20 protein-coding genes and 1 tRNA gene are annotated in these 19,901 nt (G+C 61.0%); 11 read left to right on the forward strand and 10 right to left on the reverse strand.

The window, feature by feature from the left end:
• Positions 1 to 93: 93 nt before the first annotated feature.
• Complete coding sequence (gene trxC, locus HFC70_RS01555) at positions 94 to 540, reverse strand: thioredoxin TrxC (RefSeq protein ID WP_168471431.1); 447 nt, start codon at positions 538 to 540, stop codon at positions 94 to 96.
• A 90-nt stretch (positions 541 to 630) separates the two neighbouring features.
• Between trxC and HFC70_RS01560 the strand changes: the two genes are divergently transcribed.
• Complete coding sequence (locus HFC70_RS01560; protein WP_168471432.1) at positions 631 to 933, forward strand: helix-turn-helix transcriptional regulator; 303 nt, start codon at positions 631 to 633, stop codon at positions 931 to 933.
• Positions 934 to 951: 18 nt separating this feature from the next.
• Here HFC70_RS01560 and HFC70_RS01565 read toward each other — a convergent pair whose 3' ends face one another.
• The 4 genes from HFC70_RS01565 to HFC70_RS01580 form a co-directional block, all read right to left on the reverse strand.
• Positions 952 to 2,445, reverse strand: a complete 1,494-nt coding sequence (locus HFC70_RS01565; RefSeq protein ID WP_168471433.1) for an acetyl-CoA hydrolase/transferase family protein — start codon at positions 2,443 to 2,445, stop codon at positions 952 to 954.
• A 269-nt stretch (positions 2,446 to 2,714) separates the two neighbouring features.
• Positions 2,715 to 2,791: transfer RNA gene (locus HFC70_RS01570), tRNA-Arg, on the reverse strand.
• Between the two features lie 137 nt (positions 2,792 to 2,928).
• Positions 2,929 to 4,413, reverse strand: coding sequence for a HAMP domain-containing sensor histidine kinase (locus HFC70_RS01575; RefSeq protein WP_168471434.1), 1,485 nt, complete (start codon positions 4,411 to 4,413; stop codon positions 2,929 to 2,931).
• A 191-nt stretch (positions 4,414 to 4,604) separates the two neighbouring features.
• Positions 4,605 to 6,620 carry a methyl-accepting chemotaxis protein gene (locus HFC70_RS01580; protein ID WP_168471435.1) on the reverse strand — a complete coding sequence of 672 codons (2,016 nt, stop codon included), beginning with the start codon at positions 6,618 to 6,620 and terminating at the stop codon, positions 4,605 to 4,607.
• A 453-nt stretch (positions 6,621 to 7,073) separates the two neighbouring features.
• On the opposite strand from HFC70_RS01580, the gene rpmH reads away from it, so the two are divergent.
• The 4 genes from rpmH to yihA all read left to right on the forward strand — a co-directional run bounded on the left by rpmH (position 7,074) and on the right by yihA (position 10,284).
• Positions 7,074 to 7,208 carry a 50S ribosomal protein L34 gene (gene rpmH, locus HFC70_RS01585; RefSeq protein WP_168471436.1) on the forward strand — a complete coding sequence of 45 codons (135 nt, stop codon included), beginning with the start codon at positions 7,074 to 7,076 and terminating at the stop codon, positions 7,206 to 7,208.
• Between the two features lie 32 nt (positions 7,209 to 7,240).
• Complete coding sequence (gene rnpA / locus HFC70_RS01590; protein ID WP_168471437.1) at positions 7,241 to 7,630, forward strand: ribonuclease P protein component; 390 nt, start codon at positions 7,241 to 7,243, stop codon at positions 7,628 to 7,630.
• On the forward strand, positions 7,630 to 9,495 hold the full coding sequence (yidC, locus tag HFC70_RS01595; protein ID WP_168471438.1) for a membrane protein insertase YidC: 1,866 nt from the start codon (positions 7,630 to 7,632) through the stop codon (positions 9,493 to 9,495). Before rnpA ends, yidC begins: the two co-directional genes overlap by 1 nt.
• 123 nt (positions 9,496 to 9,618) lie before the next feature.
• Positions 9,619 to 10,284: a ribosome biogenesis GTP-binding protein YihA/YsxC gene (gene yihA / locus HFC70_RS01600; protein WP_168471439.1), complete on the forward strand. Its 666-nt coding sequence runs from the start codon at positions 9,619 to 9,621 to the stop codon at positions 10,282 to 10,284.
• Between the two features lie 70 nt (positions 10,285 to 10,354).
• Here the strand turns inward: yihA and HFC70_RS01605 are convergent, their stop codons facing one another.
• From HFC70_RS01605 to HFC70_RS01615, 3 genes are all read right to left on the reverse strand, one after another.
• The gene (locus HFC70_RS01605) at positions 10,355 to 10,912 is read right to left on the reverse strand and encodes a fasciclin domain-containing protein (protein ID WP_168471440.1); all 558 of its coding nucleotides are present in this window, start codon (positions 10,910 to 10,912) and stop codon (positions 10,355 to 10,357) included.
• Positions 10,913 to 11,114: 202 nt separating this feature from the next.
• Positions 11,115 to 11,831, reverse strand: coding sequence for an anti-sigma factor (locus tag HFC70_RS01610; RefSeq protein ID WP_168471441.1), 717 nt, complete (start codon positions 11,829 to 11,831; stop codon positions 11,115 to 11,117).
• Positions 11,828 to 12,367 carry a sigma-70 family RNA polymerase sigma factor gene (locus HFC70_RS01615; RefSeq protein ID WP_168471442.1) on the reverse strand — a complete coding sequence of 180 codons (540 nt, stop codon included), beginning with the start codon at positions 12,365 to 12,367 and terminating at the stop codon, positions 11,828 to 11,830. Before HFC70_RS01615 ends, HFC70_RS01610 begins: the two co-directional genes overlap by 4 nt.
• Positions 12,368 to 12,526: 159 nt before the next feature.
• Here HFC70_RS01615 and argB point away from each other — a divergent pair, with 159 nt between their 5' ends.
• Positions 12,527 to 13,414 carry an acetylglutamate kinase gene (gene argB, locus HFC70_RS01620; RefSeq protein ID WP_168471443.1) on the forward strand — a complete coding sequence of 296 codons (888 nt, stop codon included), beginning with the start codon at positions 12,527 to 12,529 and terminating at the stop codon, positions 13,412 to 13,414.
• 11 nt (positions 13,415 to 13,425) lie between these two features.
• On the opposite strand, the gene HFC70_RS01625 is transcribed toward argB, so the two are convergent.
• Entirely contained in the window at positions 13,426 to 14,340 is a 915-nt protein-coding gene (locus tag HFC70_RS01625) for a DMT family transporter (RefSeq protein ID WP_168471444.1), read from the reverse strand.
• Positions 14,341 to 14,440: 100 nt separating this feature from the next.
• Between HFC70_RS01625 and HFC70_RS01630 the strand changes: the two genes are divergently transcribed.
• Positions 14,441 to 15,157 carry a pyrimidine 5'-nucleotidase gene (locus tag HFC70_RS01630; protein WP_168471445.1) on the forward strand — a complete coding sequence of 239 codons (717 nt, stop codon included), beginning with the start codon at positions 14,441 to 14,443 and terminating at the stop codon, positions 15,155 to 15,157.
• A 117-nt stretch (positions 15,158 to 15,274) separates the two neighbouring features.
• Positions 15,275 to 16,036, forward strand: a complete 762-nt coding sequence (locus HFC70_RS01635; protein ID WP_168471446.1) for an EF-hand domain-containing protein — start codon at positions 15,275 to 15,277, stop codon at positions 16,034 to 16,036.
• 65 nt (positions 16,037 to 16,101) lie between these two features.
• On the opposite strand, the gene HFC70_RS01640 is transcribed toward HFC70_RS01635, so the two are convergent.
• Positions 16,102 to 16,962, reverse strand: a complete 861-nt coding sequence (locus HFC70_RS01640) for an LOG family protein (RefSeq protein WP_168471447.1) — start codon at positions 16,960 to 16,962, stop codon at positions 16,102 to 16,104.
• Positions 16,963 to 17,195: 233 nt separating this feature from the next.
• Here HFC70_RS01640 and dapD point away from each other — a divergent pair, with 233 nt between their 5' ends.
• From dapD to HFC70_RS01655, 3 genes are all read left to right on the forward strand, one after another.
• On the forward strand, positions 17,196 to 18,053 hold the full coding sequence (gene dapD, locus HFC70_RS01645) for a 2,3,4,5-tetrahydropyridine-2,6-dicarboxylate N-succinyltransferase (protein WP_168471448.1): 858 nt from the start codon (positions 17,196 to 17,198) through the stop codon (positions 18,051 to 18,053).
• 66 nt (positions 18,054 to 18,119) lie between these two features.
• On the forward strand, positions 18,120 to 19,313 hold the full coding sequence (gene dapE, locus HFC70_RS01650) for a succinyl-diaminopimelate desuccinylase (protein ID WP_168471744.1): 1,194 nt from the start codon (positions 18,120 to 18,122) through the stop codon (positions 19,311 to 19,313).
• Positions 19,300 to 19,896: a hypothetical protein gene (locus HFC70_RS01655; protein ID WP_168471450.1), complete on the forward strand. Its 597-nt coding sequence runs from the start codon at positions 19,300 to 19,302 to the stop codon at positions 19,894 to 19,896. The genes dapE and HFC70_RS01655 overlap by 14 nt, the downstream gene beginning before the upstream one ends.
• Positions 19,897 to 19,901 lie beyond the last annotated feature (5 nt).

A 19,901-nucleotide genomic window follows, 5' to 3' on the forward strand; every position in this document is an offset into this window, starting at 1 on the left:
CGCCACCTCTAGCAGGCGTTTTAAAGGCAAAGACACCTGCGATCCACCCCTTTTCGATCGCTTCCCCCCTCGGCCAGCGCCTTGACCGTTGCCTCAGACAGAGGTGCCCAATTGGCTGCGGGTCCAGTCGACGATCTGCCGGGTGGTCATCGCCCCGGAGACGCGGGCAATTTCGCGGCCCTTGTCGAACAGCAGCATGGTGGGAATGCCGCGAATGGCGAACCGACCGGCAATGTCGGGGTGATCCTCGGAATTGAGCTTGATCAGGCGCACCTGCGGCTCCATGGCGCGAGCCGCCTCTTCAAAGGCCGGCGCCATGGCCCGACAGGGGCCGCACCAGGGCGCCCAGACATCCACCAGAACCGGAATGGCGCTACGTGTGGTCTGCCTGTCGAACATGGCAGGGCCGGCCTCCACCGGATGGCCTTGAAATAACGTTGCTGCACATTTCCCGCATTTGGCCGCGTCCGCGGCAGGCCCTTGTCTCAACCGGTTGACTGCTGCGCAGTTAGGGCAGACAACCTGATAGCCCTTTTCCATCTTGCCATTCTCCGCGAATTCGTGCCCCGTTGCATATCGGGGCCATGCTTTGGCTTGACATTATATTCAAATTAACGTAGATACGCAAGAATGAAACTTAATCCTGAAACCATGCAGGGCGCTGCCGACGACGCCAGCGAGTTGCTGAAGGCTCTGGCCAATCGGCATCGGCTGCTCATCCTTTGCCAGTTGATCGACGGCGAACGTTCGGTCGGACAACTGGCGGAATTCTTGGGTATCCGCGATTCGACGGTCTCCCAGCACCTCGCCCTGCTGCGCCGCGACAGGATCATTGCCGGCCGGCGCGACGGCCAGACGATCTGGTACCGGATCGAAAGCGAACCGGCACGCAGCGTCATCAGCGCCCTCTACACATCTTTCTGCGCGACGTAGAGAACGGGCAGCCCCGCGTCAGGCGGGGCGCATCGTGCCGCGCGTGCGCACGGCATCGTGCCAGGAGAACGCCTCCTCAATGAGATGCGGTGTCTGGCCGCCCCGCACGGTGGCACGGTCGACATAATCCTGCAGCGCATCACGATAATCCGGGTGCACGCAATTGGCGATGATGACAGCCGAGCGCTCGCGTGGCGCAAGGCCGCGCAAATCGGCAAGGCCTATCTCCGTCACCAGGATATCCACGTCATGCTCGGTATGGTCGACATGGCTGACCATCGGCACGACGCTGGAAATCGAGCCGTTCTTGGCAACGGACTTGGTCACGAAGATCGACATAAAGCCGTTGCGCGCGAAATCGCCCGATCCGCCGATGCCGTTCATCATGTGGGTGCCGCCGACATGGGTGGAATTGACGTTGCCGTAGATATCGAACTCCAACGCGGTATTGATGCAGATCAGTCCTAAGCGGCGGATGACTTCCGGATGGTTGCTGATCTCCTGCGGACGCAGGATCAGCTGGTGCTTGTATTCGGCAAGCCGCGGCAGGACCTTCTGATACATATCGGCCGACAGGGTGATCGACGAGCCCGAGGCAAAGGTCAGCTTGCCGGCATCGAATAGCTCGAACGTCGAATCCTGCAGCACTTCGGAATACATTTTCAGGTCATGGAACGGCGTGTCGATGAAACCATGCAACACTGAATTGGCGATCGTGCCGATGCCGGCCTGCAGCGGCTGCAGTTCATAACCCAGACGGCCCTGCTTCACTTCGTTTCGCAGGAAATCCGTCAGGTTGCCGGCGATGGCGCGTGTCTCGTCGTCGGGCGGCAGAATGCTGGCCGAGCTGTCATGCTTTTCCGACACGACAACGGCGACGATCTTTTCGGGCGGGATCGAGATATAGGGCAGGCCGACGCGGCTTTCCGGCGTAACGACCGGGATGGGCATGCGGGCCGGACGACGCGACGGGATATAGATGTCGTGCAGGCCTTCGAGCGTGATCGGCTGCGACATGTTGAGTTCGACGATCACCTTGTCGGCGAGAATGGCAAAGCTTGCGGAATTGCCGACGGAGGTGGTCGGCACGATGCCGCCGTGCTCGGTGATGGCGACCGCCTCGATGACGGCGATGTCGACCGGCTTGATCTGCCTGGTGCGCAACTGCTCGACGGTCTCGGACAGATGCTGATCGATGAACATCACCTCCCCGGCATTGATCGCCTTGCGCAATCCGGGATCGGACTGGAAGGGCATGCGTCGGGCCAGCACGTGGGCCTCGGCCAGCGTCTTGTCGAGATCGTTGCCAAGCGACGCACCGGTCAAAAGCGTGATCTTCAACGGATCCTTACGCGCCCGCTCGGCCAGTGCCAGCGGCACCGCCTTGGCTTCGCCGGCACGCGTGAAGCCACTCATACCGACCGTCATTCCATCTTTGATATAGGCCGCGGCCTCGTCGGCACTCGCGAGCTTGTCCATCAAGGGCCTGTATCGGATCCGGTCACGCAGCATTCGCACAATCCTCGTTCATTCAGCCGGGAGAAACTCCAAGGCGTCCGGTCCTTCAAGGGCCGGCTGTCTCAATGGCTTAGAGGGCGGGATGCGGGTGTGGCAATCATTCTTCCGTCGCAAAGGACGCGCAGCTGCTATGCGCTCAATGCATAACGCACACAGGCTGCAGCGAATGGGCGGAAGGCGGCAAAGAGATCGGCGAGATCGATAGAACACGAAATCGCATCATCCAGTTCAGACGTTTGCACACATCAAGACTGAAAAAGAAATGGCGCACCCGAAGAGATTCGAACTCCTGACCCCCAGATTCGTAGTCTGGTGCTCTATCCAGCTGAGCTACGGGTGCGTGTCCAACCGGCATGACCGGTGGCGTGGCGATCCTCTAAAGCCTCCTTGATTTTAATGCAAGCGTATTTCGAACAAAAAATGTCATTTCGCTGAAATATAGCGATCACCCAATTGAAATCATTGCCGAATGCCTGTTCAGGCCCGAGCCCGCCAATCGTCGAGGGCCACCGGACGGTCGGGTATCTCGATACGGAAAAGGGTTCCCGGCACCGGTTTTTCGACCAGCGCGATGGTGCCGCCATGGGCCAGCACCAGTTCGCGGGCAATGGCCAGGCCAAGGCCTGTTCCGCCTGAGCGGGCCGAGCCGCGGAAGGCGGCAAACAGGTTTTCGCGCGCCTTGCGCGGCATGCCCGGTCCGGTGTCGTCAATGGTGATGCTGACAACGCTGCCGATGCGCTGCGCCGCGACAGTGATCCGGCGCGGAGCCTGTGGCAGCTCGGCGCCGTGGTTGGCGAGTGCCTGGGCGGCATTGCGGCAGATGTTGTGAATGACGCGGAACAGTTGTTCGCTATCGCCGTCCACCTCGAGATCGGAAGCCACCATGTCGACGAACTCGATGCCGCTCTCCGGTTCTATGGCCAGAATATCGCGCACCTCCTGGCAAAGGGCGGAGAGACGCAGCCGACGGCGGCGCGGCTCGGCCTCCGAGGCCTGGCCGTAGGCGAGGACTTCATTGGTATAACCAACGGCACGGTCGATGGTGCGCAGCAGTTTCGGTGCAAAGCTCTTGACCATGGGATCGTCGACATCGACCAGCCGGTCAGACATCAGTTGGGCCGAGGCAAGGATATTGCGCATGTCATGGTTGATCTTCGACACGGCAAGGCCGAGATCGGCAAGGTTCTTCTGTTGCTTCAGCGTCTTTTGCAGCTGTCCCTGCATGGCCGCCAGATGCCGTCCGGCAAACGCCAGTTCATCGCCGCCGCGGCTTGGAACCATGATGCGCGACGGGTCCTCGGGGTTCTCTGCAAAATCCTCCATGCTGCGGGTCAGCCGGCGCACCGGGCCGATCATCATGCGGTTGATGGCCAGAAAGATCAGCAGCGCGGTGATCACCGATATGAGCAGCGACAGGATCAGGATATTGCCCGCGTAGGACAGCATGGCCTGGCGCAGGCTTTTTTCCTCCAGCACCATTTCGATCTGCACATCGCTGTCGCCCACCGGGCCGAAGACCCGCACCACGCGATCCTCGCCGAACACCAGCGTTGACAGCGCATCGCAGACTGCGTCGAGCATCTGGACATTCGAGAGGTCGTATTGCGCGTCGACCTGCGGCGGCATGTCGTCCACGGCCAGCAGCTTGGACGTGCCGTCCTTCCGCAGCACGATCGCCTTGGTGCCCGTCGCCATCAGGGCGTCGTTCTGGACATTGCGGGGCAGTTCGATGGGCTGCAGTCCATCGATGACGACGCTGGCGGCGGCGGCCGTATTCAGACGGTTCTGCAGCCAGCCGATCCGCATATTCGCGATCGACGGCGTAAAGATCAGCACTTCGGCTAGCATGACGAAGACAGCCGTCAGGATCAGCAGCTTGCCGGACAGTCCACGAAACAAGCCCGGCATGGCGCCGACCGGCGACGCCGCCGCTGCGGCCAATATCCGCTCTTGCTCCTGCATGGCGGCCACCTCGCTTCCGACTCAAAGGGCAATCGACGACGATTCGCCCTGCCCAAGCTCTGCATATGAAGACGCCAGCATAGAAGGTTCCGGTATTTTTTCCAAATGCTCGTCACCGCAGTGCAAAAAAGCATCGCGGCACGAGGCCGCGATGCTTTGTTTCATCCAATAGCCGACCTTGAAAAGGACGATCAGAACTCTTCCCAGTTGCCGCCACCGCTGGCCGCTGTCGCGGTCTTTCCGCCGCCGAAGGCCTTCGCGACATTGCCGAGCATGTTGCGTACATGCGATGTGACCGGCTTGTGGGTCGCAGGCGCTGCAACGACAGGCGCCGAGCGGGCCGGAGCGCGGTCAGACAGGCGGAAGTAGGATACCAGGCTGGCAAGGCCGGCCGCTTCCGACGACAGCTTGTGAGTTGCCGCCGAGGTTTCCTCGACCATGGCTGCGTTCTGCTGGGTCACCTGGTCCATCTGGTTGATGGCGGTATTGACCTCCTGAAGGCCGGTTGCCTGTTCCTGCGCGGCCGTGGCAATCGAGTGGATGTGATCGTTGATCTTCAGCACCCGCACCTCGATCTCGCCGAGCGCTTCGCCGGTGCGCTGCACCAGCTTGACGCCGCCGGCGACTTCGGTGCCGGATTTGGTGATCAGCGCCTTGATGTCCTTGGCGGCATTGGCAGAGCGCTGGGCAAGTTCACGGACTTCCTGGGCGACGACCGCAAAGCCCTTGCCGGCATCACCGGCGCGGGCTGCCTCGACGCCGGCATTCAGCGCAAGGAGGTTGGTCTGGAAGGCGATCTCATCGATCACATTGATGATCTGCGAAATCTCGCGCGAGGCCTGTTCGATCCGACCCATGGCATCGACCGCTTCGCGGACGACAACGCCCGACTGGGCGGCGCTCTGCTTGGCTTCGGATACCATCTGGCTTGCTTCCTGGGCGCGTTCGCTGGAGCTGCGCACCACGACTGTGATCTGGTCCAGCGCGGCCGAGGTCTGCTCGAGGGCGGCGGCCTGCTGCTCGGTGCGCTTCGACAGATCGTTGGTCGCCGAGGTCAGTTCATCGGTATTGCCGTTGATGGAGTCGGTCTTGTGGCGGATCTCGCTCATCGTCTGGCGCAAACGCTCGAACGTGGTGTTGACGTTGGTCTGCAACTCGGCAAAGGCGCCGCGGAATTCGCCACGCATGTTCTGCGTCAGATCGCCTTCGGCCAGGTTTGCAATGACGCGACGGGTCTCCGTCACGCCGGTATCGACCGTCATCAGAAGGTCGTTGATGTTGCTTGCAAAGCGATTGAGGTTGGCGTCGTCGTAGTTCTTTTCGATCCGCTTGGTGAAATCGCCAGCAGCAGCGGCAGAGACGACGGTTGCCATGCTCAATTGCAGATCGTCGCTCTTGGCCCGCATCGCCGTATCCTGGGCGTTCAGGCGATTGACGGCCAAGCCATTCTGCTTGAACACCTCGACGGCGGCGGCCATGTCGCCGATCTCGTCGCGACGGCCGGCATAGGGCACTTCGGCTTCAAAATCGCCGTCAGCCACTCTCTTCATGGCATTGGTAACGTTGCGGATCGGACGGCTCAACTGGTTGACGCCGACGAACATGCCAAACCCCGTGCCGGCGGCAACAGCCAGCAGGGTGACGGCGGAAATCAGGATGAGCATGGTCGTCTGGAATGCGGCAAGCGAGTCCGTGAGGGCGGCGAGTTCGGCCTTGTCGCTGTCGACGACCGCATCGATCTCCGCCTGGAATGCCTTGCGGTTGGCACGGTTGGCTTCGTTGTTGCCCTGCTCGTTGGCGGCCTTCGGGTCGACCTGCGTGCCCAGACGAGCGGTTTCTGCGCGGAACGTGCGGAATTCGGCAGCCCGCATGGCCATGGCGTCAAACGTCGCCTGCTGGGCGGCGGGCACCATAGGCTTCCAGTCCGCAATGACCTTGTCCATGGAATCGAGGTTCTTCAGGAGGCCCTTGGCAAAGCCCTCCGCCTTTTCCGTGGTCGGCGCCGCATAGATACCACGCGCTTCCATCACCACTGCCGTCACGAGACGGTTCAGACGCTCGCCCATATAGGCCCGCTCCGAAACAGAGTGCACCTGCTCGGACTTGGCGCCGTATTGCACGGTGACGAAAATACCCATCGCCCCGATGACGACAGCAGCAAATCCCAACATGCCGACCAACGAATAGACTTTGCCGCTAATCTTCACTAGCCCGACTCCTGATATGTAACTCATCCGGGGCCAGCGCGGTGTCAGCCCCTCAATATTCATAAAAATACGCCTTGCGCGTTAACGAATTATTGCTCGGTAAATTTTGTGCCGATCGGGTCATCGACTTGGTCGAGAGCGCCTGGAGCGGAATTAGCCAGCATACTTTCTTCCAATCCCGACTTGCGACACAGAGAAAGGTCTCGAAAGCTGACTTTTATTTCTTTTTGGCAAGAGGAAGAATGTTAACCGTGGACGGCAAGATTTGACCATCCCGGTGCTGATGGCGAGTGGAAGAGGCCCGCCGATTGACTCTGACGCACATCGTCCGTATAAGGCGCGCGTTCGGATAGGAGCGCCCGTTTCTGCGGGTCCTCCAGCCGTTCTCACACAATCCAACGCTCTTGCAGCAATGCAAACCCAAGAAGGGCCGCACACCGCGGTATTAAAAAAATGAAGCGTACCTACCAACCATCCAAGCTTGTTCGCAAGCGTCGCCATGGTTTTCGTGCACGTATGGCCACCAAGGGCGGCCGCAAGGTTCTTTGCGCCCGTCGTGGACGCGGTCGTCAGCGTCTTTCGGCCTAAGGCCGGACGAGCCCGATGAAAGCACCGGGCGAATGACGTCTGATACTCACAAACAAACTGCCGGGCGGCTGAAAAGCCGGCCGCAGTTTCTTGCTGTTCGCGAAGGTGAAAGGCGCAAAGGCAAATACTTCCTCCTGGAAGTGCTCGACCGCGCCGAACCCGAGACTGCACCCCGCGTCGGCTTCACCGTGACCAAGAAGCATGGAAACGCGGTCGAACGGAACCGGATGCGCCGGCGCCTCAAAGAGGCCGTACGAGTGAGCGCAGGGTTTGCAATGATGCCCGGACATGACTATGTGATTGTCGCCCGGCGGGACGTACTGGCCGCGCCGTTCAGGCAGCTTGTGACCCAGTTGCATCAACGCATCGAAGCCAATCCAAGATCCGAGCGTTCCGACGCGACCCGCCCCAGGAAAGTATGATGCAAAACAACCGCAATTATTTCATCGCGATTGCCATGTCGGTGCTGGTCGTCCTTGCCTGGCAGTTCCTTTATATGAACCCGAGGATCGAGAAGCAGCGGCAGGCCGAACAGGCGCGCCTTGAGCAGGAAGCCAAGACCGCTCCGGCGGCCGGCAACGCGGCGACGCCGGCACCCGCGGGCACCGTAAACGGCGCCCTGCCCGGCTCCACGCAGGCCAATGCCACTGCAAGCCGTGACGAAGCCATTGCCAAGACGGCCCGCGTGGCCATCGACACCGAAGCCCTGTCCGGCTCGATCAACCTGACCGGCGCCCGTCTCGATGACCTCAAGCTCAAGGGCTACCACGAGACAGTGGACGATTCGAGCCCGATCATCACCCTGTTCAATCCGGCCGACACCAAGGACGGATATTTCGCGGAAATCGGCTATATCGCCGGAGAGAATGCCGGCGGCGCTCCCGGTCCGAACACCGTCTGGACGGTGTCCGGTAACGACAAGCTGACCGAAAGCACGCCCGTCACGCTGACCTACGTCAATGACGCGGGCCTGACATTCTCCCGCAAGATCTCGGTCGATCAGCACTACATGTTCCAGATCGAGGACACCGTGTCCAACGCCGGAACGCAGGCTGCAAGCGTCGCGCCCTACGGCCGCGTCACACGCTATAACAAGCCGACCACGGCCTCCGTTTATGTCCTGCACGAAGGCTTCCTGGGCGTCATCGGCACGGCGGGTGGGCTTGTCGAAAAGAAATACGACAGTGTCGAAGAAGAGCCGATCGCCAATGAAAAGGCGACCGGTGGTTGGCTCGGCATGACCGACAAATATTGGGCCGCAGCGCTCATTCCGCCGCAGGATCTGGCGTATGAGAGCCGCTTCTCGCACTTCACCGACGGTCAGCCGCGCTTCCAGGCAGACTACAAGAACGATGCCGTTTCGGTGGCTCCCGGCCAGTCCGCCACCATGAAGACCCTCGTCTTTGCCGGCGCCAAGGAAGTGCCGGTCGTTGACGGCTATGCCCGCGACAATTCCTGGTTCGGCACGATGTTCACCAGCCTGTTCACGGCCGACAAGACAGTGGTGACAAGTTACGAAGTGCCGCGCTTCGACCTCCTGATCGACTGGGGCTGGTTCTACTTCTTCACCAAGCCGATGTTCAAGCTGATGGACTTCTTCTTCCGTCTGGTCGGCAACTTCGGCGTCGCCATCCTGCTGACGACGATCGTCGTCAAGTTGTTGTTCTTCCCGCTGGCCAACAAGCAATACTCATCGATGGCCGCCATGAAGCGCGTCCAGCCCAAGATGGAAGAGCTGAAGACGAAATTCGGCGACGACAAGATGGCCCTGCAGAAGGCCATGATGGAGCTCTACAAGACCGAGAAAATCAACCCGATCGCCGGTTGCTGGCCGGTCGTGCTGCAGATCCCGGTGTTTTTTGCACTCTACAAGGTCATCTACATCACCATCGAAATGCGCCATGCGCCGTTCTTTGGCTGGATTCAGGACCTGTCGGCACCGGATCCGACGACCTTCATCAACCTGTTCGGGCTGCTGCCGTTTGAAGGTCCGACCTTCCTGCATCTCGGTGTCTGGCCGATCATCATGGGCATTACCATGTTCCTTCAGATGCGCATGAACCCGACGCCGCCGGATCCGACCCAGGCGATGCTGTTCAACTGGATGCCGCTGATCTTCACGTTCATGCTGGCGACTTTCCCGGCCGGTCTGGTGATCTACTGGGCCTGGAACAACACGCTGTCGATCCTGCAGCAGGGTATCATCATGAAGCGCCAGGGCATGAAGGTGGAACTGTTCGACAATCTTCGCGGCATGTTCCGACGAAAGCCTGCCGCGACCAAGTAATACAGAAAGCCCCGGTTTTCCGGGGCTTTTTTCTTATGGGGCCTCCCGAATTTCGCCGCCCCTTGACATCACAGTTCAAAACCCGGATTCCGGCTTTCAGGAGATCCGTAAAGAGGCACTGCCATGACATCGACAACACCCGCCAACGAACCGGTCCTGTTCGGCCGGCCGTGGATCTTCATCCGCGGCGTGCCGTCGATGAAATTCCTGCCGCCCGAAGGGCCGCTGGAAGTGGCCTTTGCCGGACGGTCCAACGTGGGCAAATCGTCGTTGATCAATGCGCTGGTCGGGCAGAAAGGCCTGGCCCGCACGTCCAACACGCCCGGCCGTACCCAGGAACTGAACTACTTCGTTCCCGACGGCTATAGCGGCGAAGCGGGCGACATGCCGCCGATGGCGCTGGTCGACATGCCGGGCTATGGCTACGCGCAGGCGCCGAAGGAACATGTGGACGCCTGGACCAAGCTGGTTTTCGATTATCTGCGCGGCCGCGCCACGCTGAAGCGCGTCTATGTGCTGATCGACAGCCGCCACGGCATCAAGAAAAACGATGACGAAGTGCTTGACCTGCTCGACAAGGCCGCCGTGTCCTATCAGATCGTGCTGACCAAGACCGACAAGATCAAGGCCGCAGGCGTGCCCAGATTGCTGGCGGAGACGCTGGAGAAGATCAAGAAGCATCCGGCTGCCTTTCCGGAAGTGCTCGCCACATCATCGGAAAAGACCGAAGGCCTGGACGAGCTGCGCCAGGCGATCGGCGTCGTGGTCGGCCGCCGGGCCACGGCATAACCCCACACGTTGAATGGCCCGCCGCTGCGAGAGCGACGGGCCGACTTACGATCTGGCCGCTGCGCCCGGATTACATCTTGGGCAGAAGCACCTTGTCGATGACGTGAATGACGCCATTCGACTGCTTGACATCGGCGATGGTGACGGTGGCGACGCCGCCGGTTTCATCGGTAAGCGTGATCTTGCCCATGGCCTGCTTGGCCTTCAGAACGCAGCCGCCGACGGTCTTGACGTCATGTTCGCCCTTGTCGTCGGCAATCATCTTGCCGATCGCGTCAGACATGGCATTGGCGGCCACCACATGGCAGGTCAGTACCTTCGTCAGCTGTTCCTTGTTTTCGGGCTTCAGCAGCGTGTCGACGGTACCGGCCGGCAGGGCTTCGAAAGCGGCATTGGTCGGCGCGAAAACCGTGAACGGTCCCTTGCCCTGAAGTGTCTCGACCAGGCCCGCGGCCTTGACCGCGGCCACCAGCGTGGTGTGATCCTTGGAGTTCATGGCATTTTCAACGATGTTCTTGTCCTCGAACATCGCCGCGCCACCGACCTCCGGGTTCGCCGCATAAGCGCCAAGCGTTCCTGCGGCCATGACGGTCGCAAGGGCGAGCGTGCGGAGCGTTGACTTGATCATGATGGTTTCCTCTTCCTCTGTTTTTGACCCGCGCCAGGCCGGCAAGGCCGGTGCGGACGGATAACTCACGTTTCCCTTCAGCGGGAACATGACAAAGGACGAAGGTGGAGGAATTTTAGTTTCAGGGTGGCGCGATAATTTCGATAAAAATTCAAAAGCCTTTGTTTTATCTGGCTATTTTGTGTCGAGACAACAGCCTCAGTTACTGTGCCGGCCCAAGTGCCACGATCGGGCCGGTCGCCTGGCCGGTCGGCGATCCGCCGAAGGGCTCCAGGCTGACCGCCAGGACGACACCCTGCTTGAGTTGCCGGCGCATGTCAGCGGGAACGATCATCTCGCCCTCGCCGGTCTGCGGCAAGATGCCGAGCGACCGGGCCGGATCCGTACCTTCGATCAGCCAAAGCTCCAGCGATTTGGTCTGGCCCTCGCCGGCTGCGACAGGCGTGACCCGAAGGCGGCCCGACTGATCATCGTAGCGCGCCACAAGTGAGACTGCCTCATCCTTGCCCGCCATTTCGGCGATCAGCAGCCGGCCCGGCGCCGGCTGCCTCCAGGACGCCAATTCGGTTGTCCCGAGCGTCAGCGCGGCCAGCACGCTGGCCAGGGTCAGCACCCGCCAGACGGCCAGCGAATTCCACAGCGAGCCGAGCCCTGAACGATTGCCACGTGGCACCTCACCGAACAGCCGGCTCTCAATCACCGAAAAGGCGTCGGGTGGCGGCAGTTCGACCCCGTATTCGTCGCTGAACTCCGCGAGATTCTCCTCCCAGCGGTGGACGATGGCAGCGAACTGCCGGTCACGCCGGATGCGCGCCTCGACTTTCAGCCGGGCATCGGCGCCGAGCACGCCAAGGACATATTCGCCCGCCAGGACTTCATCCCGCGAACGGTCACCCTTGCTCTGGTCTGGCGTCGTCATGTGTCCAAGCACTCTCTCAATTTCAAAAGGCTGCGGCGCAACCACGTGCGCATCGTGTTCAGCGGTACGCCGAACTGATCCGCCAGCTCCTGATAGCTGAGCCCCTCCACGTAAGCGTGCCTCACGGCCCGCGCGCGATCAGAATCCAACTGTTCCATGCATGTGTCAATCCGCTTTCCCTCACCGCGCATCACGGCAGTCTCCTCCGGATCCGGCGAAAGATCGGCGATTTCGGCCGCCTCGTCCAGCGAATTCCCGACAGGTCGACGCGCCCGGAGGCGATCGATGCAATGATAGCGCGCGATAACCACCAGCCAGGCCATAGGACTGCTGCTGCCGGCGGCAAAACTATCGGCGCGCTGCCATATTTTCACGAAGACATCCTGCAATGCCTCTTCAGCGTCGCTCCTGTCTTTCAGAATACGCAGGCAGATCGCAAAAAGTTTCGCTCCGACGCGAGAATAGAGCAGGGAAAAGGCGCTGCGGTCCTTCAGGGCCACGCGGCTCAACAAAACGGCTACATCGTCGTTCGTCATCTGGCTCCCGGTTCCCGGTCATTCAACTGGCTTGGCCGTGATGTCACTACGCATCGGGATGCATCGCGGATCATCATCACGCCGTTATCTTTGGCCACGATTATTCCCTCCGGCCGAATCTTGCGCTAAAAGGCCGCCATCCAACACAAAGGGGTGCCCATGACTGCGTCCGAAAGCGAAACCCAGGCCAGACTTCTCGCACAGGCCCTGCCCTTCATGCAGCGCTATGAGAACAAGACGATCGTCGTCAAATATGGCGGTCATGCCATGGGCAACGCCGAACTGGGCAAGGCCTTTGCAGCCGACATTGCGCTTCTGAAGCAATCGGGCGTCAACCCGATCGTCGTTCACGGCGGTGGACCGCAGATCGGTGCCATGCTGTCGAAGATGGGCATCGAATCGAAGTTCGAAGGCGGCCTGCGCGTCACCGACCAGAAGACCGTCGAGATCGTCGAAATGGTGCTGGCCGGCTCGATCAACAAGGAGATCGTCGCGCTGATCAACCAGACCGGCGAATGGGCGATCGGGCTGTGCGGCAAGGACGGCAACATGGTGTTTGCCGAAAAGGCCAAGAAGACGGTGATCGATCCCGACAGCCATATCGAACGCGTCCTAGACCTCGGCTTCGTCGGCGAAGTGGTCGAAGTCGACCGCACCCTGCTCGACCTTCTGGCGAAATCGGAAATGATCCCGGTCATCGCACCCGTGGCGCCGGGCCGGGACGGTCATACCTACAACATCAATGCCGATACCTTTGCCGGCGCCATTGCCGGTGCGCTGAGCGCCACGCGCCTGCTGTTCCTCACCGATGTACCGGGCGTGCTCGACAAGCAGGGAGAACTGATCAAGGAACTGTCGGTGACCCAGGCCCGGGCCCTGATCCGCGACGGCACGATTTCCGGCGGCATGATCCCCAAGGTCGAGACCTGCATCGACGCGATCAATGCCGGCGTGCAGGGTGTCGTCATTCTCAACGGCAAGACACCGCATTCCGTGCTGCTGGAAATCTTCACCGAGCACGGTGCCGGCACACTGATCGTGCCCTGATTTCTGCTGACCTAGAGAAGTAGCAGTGCCAGAATGCCGGCGACGATCAGCAGGCAACCGGCGACCTCTAGCGTGTTGATCTTCTCCTTGAAGATGAAGACCGAGGAGGCAAAGGTGAACAGCATTTCCACCTGCGCCAGGGCCTTCACCACGGCGACCTGCTGGAGCGTCATGGCGGTGAACCAACCGAAGGACGCCGTGGCGCCGACGAAGCCGACGACGATCGCCACCGGCCAGGCGGCGGCCACTCTTGCCAGTTCCGCCCTGTCGCGCCAGAGCATCCAAGCCAGCATGGAGAAGGTTTGGATCAGGATGACCATGACCAGCGTGAAACTCGCCTGCATGACGGAGTCCGGCGCCGGCAGGCTGGGAGCCAGGGCGATCGACGCCTGGCGGTAGGATATGCCTGACATGCCGAACAGCAGCCCCGAGGCAAGGCCAATCAGCGCGATGCGGCTGAACACCGATGTCAGCAGGGACCGCAGGGTGATCGCCGTGCGGGCCACCGAGATGACCATGACGCCGACGACCGAGATGGCAATGGCCAGGAAAGTGGCCCAGGTGATCCGCTCGCCGAAGAACAGAAGCGCGATCACTGCCGCCTGGGCCGGTTCGGTGCGCGAATAGGCGGTGCCGACGGCGAAATTGCGGAACGAGAACAGGTGCACCAGCAGGAAAGTGGCACCAATCTGCGAGAAGGCGCCGATCACGGCCCAGACCCAGAAGCTGGCATTGGCCTCGGGCAGCGGCCGGTCGAAACCATAGATCAGCAGCGCCAGATAAAAGAACGCGAAAGGCACGCCAAAACCGAAGCGCACGAATGTCGCCCCGGTCGTGCCCATCCGGCCCTTCAGATGCTTTTGGAGAACGGAGCGCAGATTTTGAAGGAATGCGCTCGCGAAAGTGATGACAGCCCAGAATTCCATGGATTTGCGCTAGCATGCACGGCCGCGGTTCGCCATAAGCAGGAGGAGCAAAAAGCTGATTGCCGTCTATTTTTGCCGTGAGCCTTGCGAGAGATCCGACATGACAGAGCTAAAGACCACCGCCACCAAAGCCGACTTCGCCCATGTCAGGGACTGGGTCTTCGATCTCGACAACACGCTCTACCCGCATCACATCAATCTGTTCGCGCAGATCGACCGCAACATGACGGAGTTCGTGGCGGAATTGCTGCAGATGGAGCCGGCCGAGGCCAAGCTTTTGCAGAAACGCTATTATCACGATCACGGCACGACACTCAAAGGCCTGATGCTACATCACAATGTCGATCCGAACGCCTTTCTGGAAAAGGCCCATGCGATCGACTATTCGCCGCTTTTGCCGGATCCAGCGCTTGGCGAGGTGATCAAGGCGCTGCCAGGTCGCAAGTTCATCTTCACCAATGGCACGGTCAGCCACGCCGAGGCGGCGGCCCGGGCGCTCGGTATTCTCGATCACTTCGACGATATCTTCGACATTGTCGCCGCCGAATACGTGCCGAAGCCGGCCGGCAGCACCTATGACAAATTCACCCAGCTGAACCGCATCGAAACCGGCCATGCGGCGATGTTCGAGGATCTGCCGCGCAACCTTGTGGTGCCGAAATCGCTCGGCATGAAGACGGTTCTGCTGGTGCCGCGCAATCTCGAAGGGGTCGTTCTCGAGACTTGGGAACGCGCCGAGGGCGCGGAAGGCACCGGGTCCATCGACTTCATTACGGACGACCTGACCGGGTTTCTATCGGCTCTGCTTGCCGACTGACCCTTGACGATATCCAAATCTTACCAAAATTTCATGAAGCGTTACAAATGTTTAAGTAGGAACTTATAGGCGCCGCCCCCATTATCCTGTCATCCAACGAGGATGAAAGGAATTCCAATGAACGGCAAAACATTTACGCTCGCGGCACTGGCCACAAGCCTCCTGCTCAGCGCATCGGCCACTGCCACCTTGGCGCGTGACGTCCGGGGCCCCGGTCCCGGTCCTGGCCACGAGGGCATGTTCATCCGTCTGCTGCAGGACGTCGACAGCAACAAGGACGGCAAGGTTTCCAAGGAAGAAGCCAAGGCGGCCGAAGACAAGCTTTTTGCGGAGATCGATGCCGACAAGGATGGCGCGCTGACGCCGGGTGAAATGCGCAAGCATCGCGAAGCGATGATGGAAAAGATGAAAGCCGAGGGTAATGGCCCCGGCGACGGTAAAGGTCCAGACGGCAAGGGTCCGAAGGATGGCCCGGACGCCGGTCCGAAGGACGGTTCCGGCCCGCAGGGCATGGCGCCTGACGACGATATGGATGACGGGGACGATATGGGGCCACCCGACGACATGGGCCCGCCCGATGGCATGGGTCCGGACGGGGACCGCGGTCCGCGCGGCGACGATCGTCCCGGCTGGGGCAAGCGCGGCGAACATCACGGCCGCCACGGTGATCGCGATGGTCCTCGTGACCGGGCCGGCATGGACCGCGGCGGCCCAATGGGACCGATGGGCATGATGCGCCGCATCGATGCCGATGAGAACGGCCAGATCAGCAAGGCCGAAGCATCGGCTGCCATCGACAAGATGTTCGAGCGCATGGACACCAACAAGGACGGCGCAATCTCCGCCGACGATTTCCCGAAGCGTCCGTTCTGGCGCTAGGATTTCGCATCTGAACTCTGAACTGAACCGCCCGCGGCCCTTGCCGCGGGCGTTTTCCGTTGTGTTCAGTGTTCGTAGTGATCCGCAATGATCTTCCAGGCCTGTTCAGCCGTTTCGACAAAATTGAGGAGTTTCAGGTCGTCTGGCGCGATGGTGCCGAATTCGGCAAGCGCGTCAAAATTGACGATCTTCCGCCAGAAGGCCTCCCCGAACAGGATCAGCGGAATCGGCGCCATGCGCTTGGTCTGGATCAGCGTCACCGCCTCGAAGAATTCGTCGAGCGTACCGAAGCCACCGGGAAAGATGGTGATGGCCTTGGCCCGCATCAGGAAATGCATCTTGCGGATGGCGAAATAGTGAAAGTTGAAGGACAGGTCTGGCGTCACATAAGGATTGGGCGCCTGCTCATGCGGCAGCACGATGTTGAGGCCGATCGACGGCGCGTCGAGTTCCGCGGCGCCACGGTTGCCGGCCTCCATCACGCCCGGTCCGCCGCCGGTCATGACAACATATTCCTGATGGGCGTAGCGCGCCGCATGCTCGGCGCACAGCCGGGCAAACTTTCGCGCTTCCTCGTAATAGACCGATGCCGCCTCGAGGTTCCGGCGCTGGGTCTCGTTGCGGGCGGCCCAGGCGGCGGCTCCGGGGGCCGGAATGCGGGCGCCGCCGAACATCACGATGGTCGACTTGATGCCCTTTTCGGTGAGGATCATTTCCGTCTTGAGCAGTTCCAGCTGCAGGCGGACGGGGCGCAATTCCTCACGGCACATGAAATCGTCATCGGCATAGGCAAGGCGATAGGAGGGCGATTCCGACTGGGGCGTCTTGGGGACGACGGCTGCTTCCTTGCGGTCCGATGAGCTGTTCTTCAGTGGATCCCAAACGCCATCGCTGCGCCTGTTCCTGCCATTGCGTGCCTTCGCCATTCTCAATGCCCTTTTTCGGGTTGAACTCAGGCGCAACGCGGCGCCCAGGCTCCAACCAGCCTTCTCTCGTCAAACCCATTGCGGAGACGGTTGGTCGTCACGGCAATCGGCGCAGAATGTGCCGACGGCGGTTTTCAAGACCTGGGGAATGCGCTAGAGCAGATCGCCAGTTTCCGATCGCCAATCCGATGGTTTCGGATTTGACGTTAGACAATGAAGTTTAAGGAATCCTCATGCACGCCACGGATCTTACCGCTCTCGAGACCATCATCGATGCCGCCTTCGACAATCGCGACACGGTCAACACATCGACCCGCGGCGAAATCCGCGACGCAATCGAGACCGCGCTCACCCTTCTCGACAGCGGCAAGGCCCGCGTGGCGACACGGGGCGAAGACGGCAACTGGACGGTGCACCAGTGGCTGAAGAAGGCCGTTCTGCTCTCCTTCCGCCTCAATGACATGGAGGTCGTCAAGGGCGGCCCCGGTGCCTCAACCTGGTGGGACAAGGTTCCGTCGAAGTTCGAAGGCTGGGGTGAAAACCAGTTCCGCGCCGCCGGCTTCCGTGCCGTTCCCAATGCCGTGGTGCGCCGCTCGGCCTATATCGCCCCGAACGCCATCCTGATGCCGTCCTTTGTCAATCTCGGCGCCTATGTCGGCGAGGGCACGATGGTCGATACCTGGGCCACCGTCGGCTCCTGCGCGCAGATCGGCAGCCATGTACATCTGTCCGGCGGCGTCGGCATCGGCGGCGTGTTGGAGCCGATGCAGGCCGGCCCGACCATCATTGAGGACAATTGCTTCATCGGCGCCCGCTCGGAAGTGGTCGAAGGCTGCATCGTGCGCGAAGGCTCGGTGCTCGGCATGGGCGTGTTCATCGGCAAGTCGACGAAGATCGTCGACCGCGCCACCGGCGAGGTGACCTATGGCGAAGTGCCGCCCTATTCGGTGGTGGTTGCCGGCTCGATGGGCAGCGGCAATGTCATGCCGAACGGCGTGGTGGCCCCGAACCTCTATTGCGCGGTGATCGTCAAGCGCGTCGATGCCCAGACCCGGTCGAAAACCGGCATCAACGAATTGCTGCGCGACTGACGTCAACATTTTTCGGGGCGCTGACGGCGCCTCGAAAATGCCCGCCTCAAGACATATCCGATGGCCATGACCGCACAAAACCCGATCGACAATCTGCAGTCCCTGATCCGCTGCCCCTCCGTGACGCCTGCCGAAGGCGGTGCGTTGACGGTGCTTGCGGCCATGCTGGAGCCCTTGGGCTTCACGGTATCGCGAATTACGTCCAGCGAACCCGGAACCCCGGATATCGAAAACCTCTATGCCCGCATCGGCAGCGAGGGTCCGCATCTGATGTTTGCCGGACACACCGATGTCGTACCGGTCGGCAATGCTGCCGACTGGACGCACCCGCCCTTTGCCGCCGAAATTGCCGATGGCATGCTGTTTGGCCGCGGCGCCGTCGACATGAAGGGCGGCATAGCCTGCTTCGTGGCGGCGCTTGCCCGTTCGATCGAGCAGAACGGGCCGCCGAAAGGATCGATCTCGCTGCTGATCACCGGCGACGAGGAAGGCCCTGCTATCAACGGAACGATCAAGCTTCTGGAATGGGCCGCGGCCCAAGGTGAGCGCTGGGATGCCTGCCTGGTCGGCGAACCGACCAATCCCGACCAGTTGGGCGACATGATCAAGATCGGCCGGCGGGGTTCGCTCTCCGGCACCATCACCGTATCGGGGATTCAGGGCCACGCCGCCTATCCGCATCTGGCCGACAATCCGGTGCGCGGCATCATCCAGCTGACCCAGGCGCTGATGCATCCGGTCTTCGACCACGGCACCGACAATTTCCAGCCGTCCAACCTCGAAGTGACGACGATCGATGTCGGCAATCCGGCCACCAATGTCATTCCCGCCAAGGCCATGGCGCGCTTTAATATCCGCTTCAACGATACCTGGACGGCCGAGAGCCTGCAGGCGGAAATCATTCGGCGCCTCGACGCCGCGGCGGCTGACCAGTATCTGCGCCCCGGTCGCGCGCCGTTCGCCTATGATATCCAATGGTCCGAGCGCCCGAGCCATGTCTTCCTGACGCGCAACAACGCGCTGATCGATTCGCTGTCGCGTTCGATCGAAAAGGTGACGGGCAACACGCCGAAGCTGTCGACCACCGGCGGCACGTCGGATGCGCGCTATATCAAGGATTATTGCCCCGTGGTGGAGTTCGGCCTGGTCGGGCAAACCATGCACATGGTCGACGAGCGGGTGGCGGTCGAGGATCTCGAAACGCTGACGCGGATCTACACGCATTTCATCCACGCCTGGTTTGCTGATGCCATCGCTTAAAGAGGTCGAACATTATCTGACCGGCCTCTGGCTGCTGGTGCTGCGCGACCCCAAGGGGTTCCAGTACTTGGATCTTTCAGAACGCGGCAGCCTGCGCTCGTTCTGGGCAGTCGTTTGGACCCTTCCGGCCATGCTGGTGTCGTGGATTTGGTGGCGGTCGACTTATCTGGAAAAGATGCCGCCCGACACCGAGACCGGGCCTTTGTTCTTCCTGCGGCTGGCGATGATCGAGGCCTCCAACTGGCTGCTGCCGCTGATCTTCGTCGGCGTGCTGATGCTGGCGCTCGGCGTTGGCCAGAAATTCTCCGCCGTCGTGGTCGCGACCAACTGGATGGCCATTCCGGTCTCCTACACCTATGCCTTCCTGATTCTGGTGATGATGCTCCTGCCGGGCGCCGCAAGCCTCATCGTGCTGCTATGGTTCGTCGCCTTTTTCGCCGTCATTCTCGCCCTGTTCCGGATCATCGGCATGATCTGCGGCAACCAGTTCGCCATGGTCGCAACGCTGACCATGCTGCTGCTGGTCCCGTCGATGATCCTGTCGGAAGTCCTGGAACGGTTTCTCGGCGTATTCCCGGGATAAGCGGC

The sequence above is a fragment of the Agrobacterium sp. a22-2 genome, assembly GCF_012276985.1.
Classification (GTDB): Bacteria; Pseudomonadota; Alphaproteobacteria; order Rhizobiales; family Rhizobiaceae; genus Allorhizobium.

Bases quoted from the DNA above. Each gene is read 5' to 3' on its own strand.
- HFC70_RS01575 (WP_168471434.1), bottom strand. From the start codon at position 4,413: ATGCAGGAGCAAGAGCGGATATTGGCCGCAGCGGCGGCGTCGCCGGTC.
- rnpA (WP_168471437.1), top strand. From the start codon at position 7,241: ATGACGTCTGATACTCACAAACAAACTGCCGGGCGGCTGAAAAGCCGG.
- HFC70_RS01605 (WP_168471440.1), bottom strand. From the start codon at position 10,912: ATGATCAAGTCAACGCTCCGCACGCTCGCCCTTGCGACCGTCATGGCC.
- HFC70_RS01635 (WP_168471446.1), top strand. From the start codon at position 15,275: ATGAACGGCAAAACATTTACGCTCGCGGCACTGGCCACAAGCCTCCTG.
- yidC (WP_168471438.1), top strand. From the start codon at position 7,630: ATGCAAAACAACCGCAATTATTTCATCGCGATTGCCATGTCGGTGCTG.
- yihA (WP_168471439.1), top strand. From the start codon at position 9,619: ATGACATCGACAACACCCGCCAACGAACCGGTCCTGTTCGGCCGGCCG.
- HFC70_RS01615 (WP_168471442.1), bottom strand. From the start codon at position 12,367: ATGACGAACGACGATGTAGCCGTTTTGTTGAGCCGCGTGGCCCTGAAG.
- HFC70_RS01625 (WP_168471444.1), bottom strand. From the start codon at position 14,340: ATGGAATTCTGGGCTGTCATCACTTTCGCGAGCGCATTCCTTCAAAAT.
- dapD (WP_168471448.1), top strand. From the start codon at position 17,196: ATGCACGCCACGGATCTTACCGCTCTCGAGACCATCATCGATGCCGCC.
- HFC70_RS01630 (WP_168471445.1), top strand. From the start codon at position 14,441: ATGACAGAGCTAAAGACCACCGCCACCAAAGCCGACTTCGCCCATGTC.
- trxC (WP_168471431.1), bottom strand. From the start codon at position 540: ATGGAAAAGGGCTATCAGGTTGTCTGCCCTAACTGCGCAGCAGTCAAC.
- HFC70_RS01565 (WP_168471433.1), bottom strand. From the start codon at position 2,445: ATGCTGCGTGACCGGATCCGATACAGGCCCTTGATGGACAAGCTCGCG.
- dapE (WP_168471744.1), top strand. From the start codon at position 18,120: ATGACCGCACAAAACCCGATCGACAATCTGCAGTCCCTGATCCGCTGC.
- HFC70_RS01560 (WP_168471432.1), top strand. From the start codon at position 631: ATGAAACTTAATCCTGAAACCATGCAGGGCGCTGCCGACGACGCCAGC.
- argB (WP_168471443.1), top strand. From the start codon at position 12,527: ATGACTGCGTCCGAAAGCGAAACCCAGGCCAGACTTCTCGCACAGGCC.
- HFC70_RS01610 (WP_168471441.1), bottom strand. From the start codon at position 11,831: ATGACGACGCCAGACCAGAGCAAGGGTGACCGTTCGCGGGATGAAGTC.
- rpmH (WP_168471436.1), top strand. From the start codon at position 7,074: ATGAAGCGTACCTACCAACCATCCAAGCTTGTTCGCAAGCGTCGCCAT.
- HFC70_RS01655 (WP_168471450.1), top strand. From the start codon at position 19,300: ATGCCATCGCTTAAAGAGGTCGAACATTATCTGACCGGCCTCTGGCTG.
- HFC70_RS01640 (WP_168471447.1), bottom strand. From the start codon at position 16,962: ATGGCGAAGGCACGCAATGGCAGGAACAGGCGCAGCGATGGCGTTTGG.